We start from the raw sequence: 13,636 nt of genomic DNA on the forward strand, positions 1-13,636 counted from the left end.
ATGCAGATAGGAAAAGGATGACAGGAGGCAGAAAAATGGACGAAGAACGGCAGGAGACAGCGGATTGGCGTATCGTCTGGCAGATGTTTTTTCCGTGCGTCATCAGCGATTTAATCGGCGGATGTGTGGAGGTGCTGGGACATCTGGAGGGAAATGTGGGAAGAACCGTGTCGTCGTTTCTTACATTTGCCGTGATTTATCCATTTTACTGGCGGAGGATCCAGAAAAAGAAAGAAAACAGGCGCATAGCAGAGGCAGACGGGATGAAAGAGCAGGTCTCTCCACAGATAAAGACGACAAAGGAAGAGAAATGTGGATATTTCTGGGAAAAAGTGTCGGATGTGTGGAAAATCCTGCTGGGGGCAGCTGCGTTCAGTGCTGTGTTTAACATGATTTTCTGGGCATTAGAAAAAAAGGAGATTTTCCTGGGAGTGCTGCATATTGCAGTGCAAAAGGTTCGGATGACTGGGCAGGCAGCTGAAGCGGTGTCTCTGTGTTTGAAAATGCCTCAGGGGGATATGCTTGCGGCAGCTCTGGGAAAAGGTGCGTCGGAGGGCACCGCCGCTTTATTTTCCGGCGCCCTGTGGCAGCAGTTCTTTCTCATGGGCATTGCCGCCCCACTTTCCGAAGAACTGCTGTTTCGCGGCATTATATTTGAGCGCCTGCGTATGGCGCTCCCATTTTTCTGGGCGGCACTTGGGTCGGCGGCATTTTTCGGGTTGGTGCATGGAAACTGGGCGCAGGGGATTTATGCGGCGCTCATGGGACTTATACTGGCGTGGTTGTATGAAAAAAAGAACCGTCTGTGGGAACCTGTGTTATTTCACAGTGCAGCAAATTTGACGGCGATGCTGATGCGGGGGCTTCTCTGGCACTGGTGAGGACATAAAAATACAAACAATTTCGAGAACGCAGGATTGTGTTTGCTCGAAGAAAGAACAGGAGGAGATACTACGATGCTTTCATTTGCAAGCGATTATACAGAGGGCGCCTGCGAGGAGATACTTCAGAAGCTGGCGGAGACGAACCGGGAGAGTCTGCCGGGATATGGCATGGACCGCTACTGCCAGAGTGCCGCCAGAAAAATACAGGAGGCGACCGGATGCCCGGAGGCGGAGGTTTATTTTCTGGTGGGCGGTACCCAGACGAATGCGGCCGTGATCAGTAGCATGCTTGCACCGTATGAGGGCGTAGTGGCAGCGCAGACAGGGCACGTGAGTATTCATGAAGCCGGGGCGATCGAGTACACCGGGCATAAGGTGTTGCAGCTTCCGGAAAAAGATGGGAAGATTGATCCGGCGGATCTGCAGGAATATCTGCAAAATTTCGAGGCGGACGCAAACCATGATCATATGGTATTTCCGGGAATGGTGTATCTTTCCCATCCGACGGAATACGGAACCTTATACAGCCGGAAGGAGCTGCAGGCGATCTCGGAGATCTGCCGTTCGTATGAAATCCCGCTCTATCTGGACGGGGCGCGTCTTGGATATGGTCTGGCGGGAGAGGAAAATGACCTGAGTCTTTCGGAGATCGCGCATCTGTGTGATGTATTTTATATCGGCGGCACGAAGGTTGGCGCATTCTGCGGAGAGGCAGTTGTATTTGGTGAGAAGAAGAATGTTCCGGCGCATTTTATTACCCGGATCAAGCAGCAGGGCGCGCTGCTGGCAAAGGGACGCCTGCTGGGAATCCAGTTTGATGTGCTGTTTACAGACGGGCTGTACGAGCGCCTGGGACGCCATGCGGTAGAGATGGCGGCAGCTTTAAAGAAAGGGTTAAAACAGCGCGGTTATACGTTTTTCCGTGAGTCCCCGACCAACCAGCAGTTTGTGATCTTGGAAAATGATCGGATGGAGCAGATTGAAAAAGAGGTTTCCGTGAGCTTCTGGGAGCGGTATGACGAGGATCACACCGTTGTCCGTTTTGCGACGAGCTGGGCGACCAGAGAGGCGGATCTGGAACATTTGTGGGAGATTTTAGATCGGATTGAGGCAGAAAGAGAGAAGTAGAGATGGAACGTAATGTAACGATGGCGGAGATTTCAGATGGAAAGCTGTACAGCCGGGACGATATGGTAAAAGTCGGATGCGATGATTGCCGGGGCTGTTCGGCGTGCTGCCACGGAATGGGTAATTCGATCGTGCTGGATCCATATGATGTGTACCGTCTGACCACCTTGCGCGGGGACACGCTGGAACATCTGCTGGAGGAGAAAAAGGTGGAGTGGAACGTCGTGGACGGACAGATTCTGCCGAATCTGGCGCTCCGGAGCGGGGCGGATGAAGCCTGTGGGTTTCTTGATGAAGCAGGGCGCTGCCGGATCCATGCATACCGGCCGGGCATCTGCCGCCTGTTTCCACTGGGGCGCTTTTATGAAAATGGAAGTTTCCAGTATTTTCTCCAGATTCATGAGTGTAAAAAGGAAAACCGGACGAAAGTCAAAGTGAAAAAATGGATCGATACGCCAGATTTAAAGCGGTATGAGGCGTATATCAGCCGGTGGCATTATTTCTTAAAAGATATAAGAATGGCGGAAACGGAGGCGGCGCAGAACCTTTTGGCAGAATCATGCATCGGAACGCCGGAGGAACAGGAGATACAGAAGAAAAACCGTGCCGCTGCGGCAGCCGAGCGCGAAAAACGGCGCAATCTGTTGATTATGAAACTGTTCTATCTGCTTCCGTATGATGGAGAGAAGGACTTTTACGAGCAGTTTGAAAAGCGGATGCAGATGGCGGAGCGGAGTTTGCGATAAATCCTTTGTTGAAGACAAATCCGCAAGGATGTTTGCCCGCAGCTGTGAAGAGGCTGAACCGTTTTGACAGAGTGAAATAAGAAAGGAGATTACCGATGCTTCATACGGATTTTCACACCCACACCACGTTCTGCGACGGAAAGAGTACGCCGCGGGAGATGGTGGAGGCGGCATACCGGATGGGAATGACCGATTTGGGCGTTTCAGGACATGCTGATTTTTCGATGTTTGAGCCGGGATTCGGGATGGACGACGAGAAGCTTCGCCAGTATACCGAAGAACTTCAAGAACTCCGGGAGGAATACCGGGGAAAGATGAATCTCTATATCGGGATCGAGCTGGATGGACTGGGACCGGTGCAGAAAGCAGAGTACGCGATCGGCTCGACCCATGCGCTCATCAAGGATGGCGGGTATGTTTGTGTGGATGATACGGAAGAGAAACTGGTAAAAGCAGTCGAGACGCTGTGGCATGGTGACTGGTACGCGTTTGCACGGGAGTATTTCGAGGCAGAGGCTCAGATTTATGACCGGACAAAATGCGATTTCATCGGACATTTTGACCTGTTGACAAAATTTAATGAGGGATATAAACATTTTGATGAGACGAAAGACGCCTATCTGGAACCGGCGATCACGGCGATGCACAAACTGGCGGCTCTGGGGATTCCGTTTGAGATCAACACAGGCGCCATGTCCCGCGGCTACCGGAGTGCGCCGTACCCGTCCGCAGCCCTGTTAAAAGAGCTGTGTGCTTGCGGCGGACGTATCCTCATCAACTCCGACAGCCACAGTGCCGACACGATCGGATATGGGTTTAAGCAGGCGCAGGAGCTGGCGGTGGCGTGTGGATTTAAAAGTGTGTGTGCCCTGAACCCGGGGGGCGGATTTAGGGAGATACTTCTTGTATAAAAAAGACAGAAAGAAAAATATACAAATTCTAAATTTCAACCTTAAAAATGCTGAAAATAAAGCCGAAATATTTTTATTTTTAGTGAATCGTTTTCAGAGAACCCTGCTATAATATGAGCCGTAACAAGGAGATAGATACTTAACAAAACCCCATGGCTGAGGGCTGCTAAGCACAATGTGTTTTCCACACAGGGTGTGCGGAAGGCGCAGATCAGATTTTTGGAGGAAAAGACAAATGACTACTTTAAAAGCTGAAAAAAGAAGCATGGATGTTAAGGCAAAGAGACTCAGAAGAGAAGGCTATGTAACAGGCAACGTATTTGGCAAGAAGATTCAGGGCTCCATTCCTGTTAAGATGGAAAAGAAAGACGTGGATCGTCTGCTGAAGACCGAGACCAAGGGCGGACAGATTATGCTGGATGTAGAAGGTGAAGTCTACGATGTCCTGATCAAGGAAGTTGACTATGATGCAATGGCAAATCAGGTTGTAGAGATAGATTTCCAGGCGCTGGTAAGCAATGAGAAGGTTCATTCCGTTGCTGAGATTATCTTTGAGAACCACGACAAGGTAGAAACTGGCGTTCTGCAGGAGGTACTGAAAGAAGTATCGTACCGCGCATTACCGGCTGCACTGGTTGAGAAAGTCAAAGTTGATGTTGGTGAGATGGAGATTGGTGATACAATTCGTGTCAAAGACCTTTCGATCGCAAAAGATAAAGACGTTGATATTCTGACCGATCTGGAGGCAGTAGTTGCTACCGTCACAGCGGTTCACAACAATGTACCGGAGACCGATGAAGAGGCTGACGCAGAAGAAGCTAAATAATTGAAGCGCAGTGCCAGGATGAAGCGAAACGGGATGCTGTCCGCAAGGCAGATAAAAAGTTTCGCGGAATGATTGAAACATGAGAAAAGGCGGATGTACTGACCAGATGGTCGGTATATCCGCTTTTGAATTTTGTATGAACTTTTTTTGCAGACGGTAAAAGAGGATGAGGTTATGGCTCCATATATGCGTCATAAATTTCCGGATCAATATTCTCGCGGATATTCTCATATACGCTTCCAGCCACCTCCCGGATGGCATCGCGCGTTTCATCCGAGAGAGTTAAAATCGCGGTGCCGCTCGCTTCGATCGTAGCGATACGGTCAAAGATGCGCGCGTCGGACTGTTCTCTGGCATACTCGGTCGCGGTTTTGGCTGCCTGCGTCATGATTTCCTGTTCTTCTGGAGTCAGGTTCTGGAAGAAATCGTCATTGACAATCAAGGAGATCAGATGCGGCAGGTGGTTCGTCTCGACCACATAATCCTGCTGTTCGTAGAGACGGTTGGAGACGATGACCTCATACGGGTTCTCCTGCGCGTCGATCGTGTGCTGCTGGAGACCGATATACACCTCGCTGAAGGTCATTGGCGTCGGATTGGCGCCGATTGCTTTCCAGAATGCGAGATGATAGCTGTTTTCCATGGTACGGATTTTCTGCCCTTTGAAATCTGCCAGGGAGTAAACTGGTTTATTTGTGCTCATGATGCGGAATCCTTGATCTGCCATGCCGAGCAGGTGGTAACCGCCGTCGGTGTACACCTGGCTGATGAGATTGTAAAAATCCGGATCATCCAGCTTTTTGCGGCAGTCATCCAGCGAATCAAAGACGCATGGAAGGTCAAAAACGGCGAGATCCTTCATGAAAGAAACCTGAGGGGCGGTGTTTTGCACGACAAATGGGATATCTCCGTCCGCGCACGTTTCGAGCAGGTCGCGGTCACCGCCGAGTGTGGAGTTGGCGTAAACCTGAATCCGCATTGCGCCGTTGCTTAAGTCATGTACTTCCTCCGCAAATTTTTCGGCAAACAGCTGCGTTACCGTGTCCTCCGGACTGGCGGTCGCCAGTGGCCAGGAATAGCGCTGTTCTTCCTTGCTGGAGGCGCAGCCGCTCAGCGCGAGCGAGGCACCGAATAAAAGAACCGAGGAAGAAATGAGCGCCGCAGCGAATCGGGAAGAAGTCCGGCATCGGCGGGACACTAGGTTTGAAATATAAATCATAATGGGAGATCCTTTCAAATTTAAAAACATCCATTTCATATGTGAAATATTCCATTCACAGCCTGAAAGCGTGAAGCAAGTCGTTATATGAAATCTTTCAGAACTTCAACATTTCCAAGCGTCCATTCAGCATTATAACAATCCCAGCGACAAAGCCGGTATAAACGTAATCAGCAGCAGCGCCACCAGGAACAATCCAATCATCGGCATCGCTTTTTTTGCGATCGCCATGATCGGGACGTCGGTCAGGGAGCTGGCGACAAAGAGGTTGACGCCGATCGGCGGGGTTACGAAGCCGATTGCCAGATTGACAACCATGATCACACCGAACTGGACCGGCTCCATGTTGATCGCTGTCACGATCGGGAGCAGGATCGGGGTCAGAATCAGGATCGCCGGGGTTGTATCCATGACCATTCCCACGATAAGCAGGAACAGGTTGATGACAAGCAGGATCATGACCGGGCTGTTGAAATGTTCCAGGATAAAGCTGCTGACCGCCTGCGGCACCTGCATCAGGGTCAGAACTCTGGAAAATGCCGTGGAAGCTGCCAGAATAAAGAGGATCGGTGTGAATGTGCGGATCGCTTCCACAAAAATCGGCGGGATATCCCGAAAGTTCATGGTCCGGTAGAGGAACAGGCTGACAAACAAGGCATAGAAAACGGAGATAACTGCTGCTTCCGTGGGGGAGGCGATGCCGCTGTAGATACAGCCAAGGATGATGACCGGGCTTAAGAGAGCGAAAAAGCTTTCGCGCAGCACCCGGAACAGTCCTTTTTCGTGCAGCAGATGGATTTCAGCGTGGATTTTTTCTCTATCTTCACCGTAACGTCGGCAGTGATAGATGGCATACAGCATCAGGAGCAGACCAATCATCAGACCCGGAATGACGCCGGCTAAGAACAGGCTGCTGACAGAGGCACCGGACGCCATGCCGTACATGATAAACGGGATACTCGGCGGAATGATAACGCCCAGACCGCCTGCGACTGCCACGATCGCGGTAGAGAAAGTCCGGTCATAGCCGAGGGCGCTTAAAATCGGGATCGTCATGCTTCCGACAGCTGCGACGGTTGCCGGGGCAGAGCCGGAGATAGCACCGTAGAAGAGGCAGGTCACGATGACCGCGCACGGCATACCGGCGGTAAAATTGCCAAGAAAGAAGGCGAATACGTCGAACAGCTTCTTGGAAATACCGCCCTTTGCCATGATGATGCCGGATAAGACGAACATCGGCACGGCGAGCAGGGGGAAAGAATCCAGTCCGCCGAACATGGCGCGGATCAGATACTTGGCGCCGACCGTGAAGGACGGGTCAAAAACGGAAGGGAGAACCGAGGCGATACCGAGGGTGATCGATACCGGGATTGCGATGACAAGCAGCACAACAAAGATAACAAATAAGAGAGCAGCAGGCATCAGTGTTCCTCCTTTCCGGATGGTGTGTTTGCCTCGATGAGCGATTCGATTTCATTGGATTCCGTTTCCGGTATATCTGCATTTGCATGGATAAAGGATTCCGGTGTATTACGCTCTGGGTGGGCCGGATCGTAGACATCTTCGCCGCGGGCAATCTTAAATTCGATGATCCAGCGCTGCAGAATGCGGAATGTTACCAGAAGAAAGGAAACAAACGGCGCTGCCTGAATATAGTACATCGGAATCCCGCAGGCGGGGGATAACTGTCCGCTGTTCACAGCGGACATCATGTAAGAGTATGCAAATGGGATCATATAGAGGAAAAAAATCAGCTCAAAGGTATGATTGATAACCTTAAAAAGAGCCTTTCCTCTGCGCGGGAAGGCGGCGACGAACTGTTCGATCTTGATAGAAAGGCATTTTTTGCTGCAATAACTGACGCTTAAAAAACCGCTCCAGATAAAGAGAAAACGGGTAACCTCCTCGGACCAGGACAGCGACTGTCCCAGCGCGTAGCGGGAAAATATCTGGATTCCCATAATGAGTGTCATCGCAGCCAGCATGACAACCAGCAGAAATTCTTCCAGGTTTTCATCCAGCCAGTTAAGTGTTTTTTTCATGAATAATCCCCTTGTAAATACGGATAATAGGTTGCTGTTTATGCAGGCACGTTTGAAACCGGATGTGCCGCTTGATAACAATAATAGACCTGCGATGGAGGTAGCAGGTCTTGAGTGCCTCGCGGAGAATCCCTCCGTACCCGCAGGCACAGGGATTTCCGGGAGTAAAAAAATAGGTGGCTAAAAGTATAATATAGGCACTTTTGGAACCGAAAGTGCCGTAAGATAGCGTGGTGGCAGCTGGAATTTGCCGTATTTAAATGCGAAGCCACGGCAAATTCAGTTACTGGGCACGTTAGCGTGAACAGTAACCGAATAACTGGATAAGCCAGATATTACATCGCATTGTGAAGCAGTCCAAGTACAGTCTCGAGATCCTTTACGCCCATCTGACCCGGTGCGGATGCTTTCTTGGCAGCGCCGAAGGTCATGGAAGAACCGAACACCTCGCCGCAGAGACGGCTGATAACGCCGGTGCCAGCCATCGACATGGTAATGATTGGACGGTCCGCATAGAGGGAAGTCATTTCCTCGGTGGCAGAGAGAAGTGTTAAAACATCTTTCTTGTTCTGCGGCATAACTGCGATCTTCGGGATATCTGCATTCATATCCTGCATCTTACGCAGGCGGTAGATGATGTCGGATTTCTCCGGCGTCTTGTGGAAGTCATGGTTGGAAGCGATGACTTTCACGCCAGCCGCATGTGCGCCGTCGATGATCTTGGTTACAATCGCGTCGCCGGTAAAGATCTCTACGTCAATGAAATCAACATAGCCGGTCTGAGCTGCCTTGATGTTCAGCTTTGCGTAATCTTCCGGCTCGATGGATTTCTCGCCGCCCTCTTTGGAGGTACGGAAGGTCATCAGAATCGGAGTCTCGCCGAGAACGGCACGCAGTTCCTTTAAGACGACTTCTACCTTCTCAAAATCAAAGACACCTTCGAACCAGTCTACACGCCATTCTACCATATCAACTGGAATAGAATCAAACGTTTTGGCCTCGTCGATGATTTCCTGTTTGGTAACGCCTACGATCGGAACGATGATCTTCGGTGTGCCGGAGCCGATTTCGATATTTCTAACTTTGATAGTATTCATAATCAGAGAATCCTTTCATTTTATCAATAAATATTTATTCGTCGCTTTCTGCCAGAGACACCATTTTCGCGTAGCGGGCATTGACAAAGAGTCCTAAGAGAACGCCGATGGCAGTCAGTACGATATTCATTATCATAACATGGGATGGTGCCATTTTGGAAGCGGCAGTCAAAATTGTGTAATTACATAAGGAAGAAGCAATCATAACCAGTGCGGTTACGGTTCCCTTGATCTTCGGGAACAGCATGTTGCAGACGGAGGTTACAATCTGTAACAGACCGCCCGCGCCTGCCCAGCCGATGATGAAAGCGCCTGCAATCATAAGGGTCTGGCTGTGACCGATGAGTACGGCAACCAAAGTAACGAGGCAGATAACCGGGTAAACGAGGATGAAACGTACATCCTTGATTTTACGGGTCAGCAGGGAGGTGACAACGAGCGCCATCAGGGTACCTGCGGAATAGTAGGTTTGCATGATGGACGGGTTCGCCCAGCCTGCATTTTCTTTTGCGAAGTTCTGCGCGCAGTTTAACCATAACTGGAAGGTACCGGTGCAGGTGAAACCAATCACGATCATGGCGATGGACTCAAACGAAAAATTTGTGTGTTTTAAGCTGGCGATGAGTCCCTCGGATTTGCCCTCTGCCTTCTGCTCAGAATCTGGCAGCGGGAACAGGAAAATAAGTACAAATAAAACAGCGTAAATAATACCGCATCCGATAAATAACGGATTGTAAGATACCATGCCGGTGGCGGTGGTTGTCACAGCAACACCGAGTACGAACGGCAGAAGCATCTGCGCGATCGCAATGAAAAATTTGATTCCCATGGTAGCGACACCCGGAGCGCTGCTGATAATCTCGGCAACCGCCGGATAGATACCGGTATCAAGGAACGAGTTGGAGATACCTCCGATGATTGCACATACATAAGCAATTTGATAGCCGCCGTTTTGTCCGGCGCTGAAAGCGAAAGCAAGTCCAATCAGGTAAACCGCGTAGGAGGCGCTGCCGATCGCGGTTGAGATGCGGCGTCCCAGTTTGTCGGAAAGTGGTCCGGCAAATGGAAGCGCAATCAGACGTCCGAGTCCTAAAGCAGCGGAAATCGCGGTGATCGCCATTGCCTCAACGCCCCAGGCTGCGGCAAGCGCTTCCTTGATGACTGCCTGTCCGAGAATCGAACAGCCGACGCCATGGATAAAGTAGTTTAAGTACATGATAAGTGCACTTGGCAGATATTTCTTGTTCATGATTTTCTCCTTAATTCAAGATCCGCCTGTCGGGCTGCCGTTTCGGAAACCGGGCGGATGATGGCTGATGTTCTGTCACAAACACAAAGGAGATGCCGATATAAAAAGTTCTGTTTTAGTGTTAGAAAAATAACACGTTTGATGCCGTTATTCTAACAATTATTATAGCCGAAGTCTAATACTTTTATAGCAAAAAACCAATGCATTTTAAGTATTAATGTGTTATAAATATGATTATGGGTTACTGCTCACGGGTAGGCACTTTTAGAACCGAAAGTGCCGTAAGAAAACGTGGTGGCAGCAGGAATTTGCCGTATTTAAATGCGAAGCCACGGCAAATTCCGTTACTGGGCACGTATGCGTGAACAGTAACGATTATGGAAGTTTGGTGTGATGCATTTACGGCTGATATTGCGAAGAGTTAATACGAAGATACATAAAGACGGGGGACGTTAGGAATGACATTGAATCAGATTTTATATTTTCAGAAGATAGCGAATCTGGAAAATTATCATCAGGCGGCGGAAGAATTATATATATCACAGCCATCCCTGAGCCGGTCGATGGCATCACTGGAAAATGAGCTGGGCGTGACGCTCTTTGAAAAAGAAGGACGCGGGGTGACTCTGACGAAGGCGGGGAGGATGTTTTTGGAGTACGCGGACCGGATTCTCACAGACTGCCACATCGCGGTCGGGAAAATGCGGGAGATTTCGATGGATGGGGGAAAGATCGACATCGGTTACGTGTTTCCGCTGGCCGGCCACTATATCCCGCACCGGGTCAAGCTCTTTTTAGAACAGCCGGAAAATCAAAAGGTTGTGTTTAATTTCTGGCAGAATCACACACCGGCGATTGCAAAAAAGGTAAAAACGGGTGAATTAGATGTAGGCTTTGGCGGCTGTCTGGAAAAGGATGATATGGAATTTTTCCCGGTGGCGAACCAGAAGCTTGTTATCATCACACCGAAGGATCATCCGCTGGCGGAACGGGAGAGAATTCCATTTGCGGAGCTGAACCGGTATCCGGTAATTGGATATGATAAGGACTCCTGGATGGGGACGCGCACCCGCGCGCTCTATGCGAAATACAACATCCAGCCGGACATTGTCGTGGAGTGCCCGGACGAATATTCGATCGTCGCGCTGGTGCGGGAGAGTTTTGGCATCGCACTGATGCCGCGCACGGACATTCTGGAGTTTTCTCCGGGAGTCTGCATTCACCCGATTGAAAATTTGGACATTTATCACCAGATTTTTATGTTCTGGATGAAAGAACGCTACCGGCTACCGGCGGTGGAACGCTTTATTGAATATATGAAACAGCAGGCGCGTCAGGACGGTCTGCAGGCGGAACGGGAAACCGATAGCAAAAACGTATTGAAAATTTACCTGAAAGATATTGTTAATTTTTAAGCAAAACGGTTATGATAAAAGTGTCACAAACACAGGGATGCCTCTCATGCAATGGAGAAGGAGAATTTCATCATGAAGAGCAAATACCCGAAAATTTTTGAACCGATTACCATTAAGCGCATGACAATCAAAAACCGTGTTGCCATGACGCCGATGGGTACTAACTATGGCGAGACGAGCGGTGAGATGAGCAACCGCCATATGAATTATTATTCCCTGCGTGCCAAGGGAGGAACTGGTCTGATTATTCTGGAGAATGCCAATATTGAATATCCGGTTGGTTCCAATGGCACAAGCCAGATCCGCATCGATCACGACAGCTTTATGCCGCGTTACTATCAGTTAGTCGAGAATCTTCACAAGAATGGCGCGATGGTAGCGATTCAGGTCAACCATGCGGGCGCTTCGGCATCCTCTGCCAGAACCGGTATGGAGACGGTGTCTTCCTCCAATATCCCGACCAAGGCAGGCGGCGAGATTCCGCGTCCGATGACAAAGGAAGAGATCCTGACGACCGTAAAAAAATACGGTGAGGCGGCGAAACGTGTACAGGCGATCGGATTTGATGCGATTGAGATCCACTGCGGTCATTCTTATCTGATGAGTCAGTTTATTTCCCCGTATTACAACAAAAGAACCGATGAATTCGGCGGCTCCGTCGAGAATCGTCTCCGTTTCCCGAAGATGGTTCTGGAAGAGGTGCGGAAAAATGTAGGTCCGTGGTTCCCGATCATCGTCCGTATCTCTGCGGAAGAGCGCGTGCCGGGCGGCAACACGCTGGAAGACACACTGGAATACCTCGAATATCTGGATGAGTACGTAGATATGTACGATGTATCCTGCGGTCTGAACCCGTCCTTACAGCATCAGATTGACTCGAACTTTCTGCCGGATGGCTGGCGTTCCTACATGGCAAGAGCCGTGAAGGATAAATTTGGTAAACCGGTTATCAATGCGGGCAACTACCGCGATCCGGAGGTCGTTGAGAAAGTATTGGAGAGCGGCGATGTCGATATTGTCGGCATGGGACGCGGACTCATTGCAGAGCCGAACTGGGTCAGCAAGGTGCAGAACGGCGAGGAGGAGATTCTCCGTAAATGTATCTCCTGTAACGTCGGCTGTGCGGGAAACCGAATCGGCGTCAACCGTCCGATCCGCTGTACCGTCAACCCGGCTGTTCCGGAGGGCGATATCTACAAGAAGCTGAAAGTCAATAAAAACTGCAACGTAGTTGTAGTCGGCGGCGGTACAGCCGGTCTGGAAGCAGCCTGCACGGCAGCCGAGGTTGGATGCAACGTATTCTTATTAGAAAAGAGTGGTAAATTAGGCGGACTTTCCACCTTCATTTCCGACCTGCCAAGCAAGAACCGTATGAAAGACTTCCCGAAATATCTGGAAGCACGTGCGAAGAGACTGAAAAATCTGTATGTATTTCTGAACTGCGAGGCAACCGTGGACAAGATCAAACAGTTCAAGCCGGATATCATTGTCAACGCAACCGGTTCCGTTCCAGTCGTTCCGCCGATCAAGGGACTCAAGGAAAACATCGCAGCCGGTCATGTCGATACCATTTTCGAGATGATTCAGAAAGTAAAAGCCGGAGAATACCCGGATGATTTCTGCAAGGGCAAAAAAGTGGTTGTAGTCGGCGGCGGCTCCGTTGGCCTGGATGTTGTGGAGTATTTCGCACCGCGCGGCGCGAAGTGTACCATCGTGGATATGCTCCCGCAGATTGGTATGCTGGCAGATCCGATCACAAAATGTTCCATGCGTGAGACACACGACAAATATGGTGTGAAAGAGTATGTGAATACTGCGCTGCAGGAAGTCAAAGAAAACGCATTTACCGTGAAGCTGCCGGATGGCACGATCGAGGATCTGAACTTTGACCTCGGTTTCAACTGTCTGGGAATGCGCGCCAACAATCCGATTCTGGCACAGCTTGAAGAGGCATTTGACAACACAGATACATTCATTTACCCGATCGGAGATTCCGTCCGCGCCCGCCGTATCATGGAGGGAACGATGGAAGGACGTGCGATTCTGAACGTGCTGGAAGCGAGAGGATTTTTAGAGCTGGCACCGTTGGAGTAAGAAATTGAATATTGCATTTGAAAGA

General features: G+C 50.0%; 12 protein-coding genes. 7 read left to right on the plus strand and 5 right to left on the minus strand.

Annotated features, from left to right (window positions below; translation table 11 throughout):
• The first annotated feature begins 35 nt into the window (after positions 1-35).
• The 5 genes from DW720_RS12370 (at position 36) to DW720_RS12390 (ending at position 4,495) form a co-directional block, all read left to right on the plus strand.
• A complete protein-coding gene (locus DW720_RS12370) occupies positions 36-881 on the plus strand; it encodes a CPBP family intramembrane glutamic endopeptidase (RefSeq protein ID WP_182427996.1) in 846 nt (281 codons plus the stop codon).
• A 75-nt stretch (positions 882-956) separates the two neighbouring features.
• Complete coding sequence (locus tag DW720_RS12375) at positions 957-2,012, plus strand: aminotransferase class I/II-fold pyridoxal phosphate-dependent enzyme (RefSeq protein ID WP_118492809.1); 1,056 nt, start codon at positions 957-959, stop codon at positions 2,010-2,012.
• A 2-nt stretch (positions 2,013-2,014) separates the two neighbouring features.
• Positions 2,015-2,758 carry a YkgJ family cysteine cluster protein gene (locus DW720_RS12380; RefSeq protein WP_118570138.1) on the plus strand — a complete coding sequence of 248 codons (744 nt, stop codon included), beginning with the start codon at positions 2,015-2,017 and terminating at the stop codon, positions 2,756-2,758.
• 95 nt (positions 2,759-2,853) lie between these two features.
• Positions 2,854-3,669 (plus strand): histidinol-phosphatase, encoded by an 816-nt coding sequence (locus tag DW720_RS12385; protein WP_118570137.1) that lies wholly within the window; start codon positions 2,854-2,856, stop codon positions 3,667-3,669.
• 235 nt (positions 3,670-3,904) lie between these two features.
• Positions 3,905-4,495, plus strand: coding sequence for a 50S ribosomal protein L25 (locus DW720_RS12390; RefSeq protein WP_118492815.1), 591 nt, complete (start codon positions 3,905-3,907; stop codon positions 4,493-4,495).
• A 172-nt stretch (positions 4,496-4,667) separates the two neighbouring features.
• On the opposite strand, the gene DW720_RS12395 is transcribed toward DW720_RS12390, so the two are convergent.
• The 5 genes from DW720_RS12395 to DW720_RS12420 form a co-directional block, all read right to left on the minus strand.
• Positions 4,668-5,714: a TRAP transporter substrate-binding protein gene (locus DW720_RS12395; protein ID WP_118696203.1), complete on the minus strand. Its 1,047-nt coding sequence runs from the start codon at positions 5,712-5,714 to the stop codon at positions 4,668-4,670.
• Positions 5,715-5,846: 132 nt separating this feature from the next.
• Positions 5,847-7,136, minus strand: coding sequence for a TRAP transporter large permease (locus DW720_RS12400; RefSeq protein ID WP_118749707.1), 1,290 nt, complete (start codon positions 7,134-7,136; stop codon positions 5,847-5,849).
• Positions 7,136-7,756 carry a TRAP transporter small permease gene (locus DW720_RS12405; protein ID WP_118749708.1) on the minus strand — a complete coding sequence of 207 codons (621 nt, stop codon included), beginning with the start codon at positions 7,754-7,756 and terminating at the stop codon, positions 7,136-7,138. The genes DW720_RS12400 and DW720_RS12405 overlap by 1 nt, the downstream gene beginning before the upstream one ends.
• Positions 7,757-8,091: 335 nt before the next feature.
• Positions 8,092-8,856 carry a type I 3-dehydroquinate dehydratase gene (aroD, locus tag DW720_RS12415; RefSeq protein WP_333493394.1) on the minus strand — a complete coding sequence of 255 codons (765 nt, stop codon included), beginning with the start codon at positions 8,854-8,856 and terminating at the stop codon, positions 8,092-8,094.
• 31 nt (positions 8,857-8,887) lie between these two features.
• The gene (locus tag DW720_RS12420; protein WP_107001849.1) at positions 8,888-10,102 is read right to left on the minus strand and encodes an MFS transporter; all 1,215 of its coding nucleotides are present in this window, start codon (positions 10,100-10,102) and stop codon (positions 8,888-8,890) included.
• 458 nt (positions 10,103-10,560) lie between these two features.
• Between DW720_RS12420 and DW720_RS12425 the strand changes: the two genes are divergently transcribed.
• Together DW720_RS12425 and DW720_RS12430 are read left to right on the plus strand one after the other, a co-directional pair.
• Positions 10,561-11,517, plus strand: coding sequence for a LysR family transcriptional regulator (locus DW720_RS12425; RefSeq protein ID WP_118293781.1), 957 nt, complete (start codon positions 10,561-10,563; stop codon positions 11,515-11,517).
• Between the two features lie 72 nt (positions 11,518-11,589).
• Positions 11,590-13,611 (plus strand): FAD-dependent oxidoreductase, encoded by a 2,022-nt coding sequence (locus DW720_RS12430; RefSeq protein WP_118749710.1) that lies wholly within the window; start codon positions 11,590-11,592, stop codon positions 13,609-13,611.
• The last annotated feature ends 25 nt before the right edge of the window (positions 13,612-13,636 follow it).

Source organism: Clostridium sp. AM27-28 (genome assembly GCF_003480955.1).
Classification (GTDB): Bacteria; Bacillota; Clostridia; order Lachnospirales; family Lachnospiraceae; genus Otoolea; species Otoolea fessa.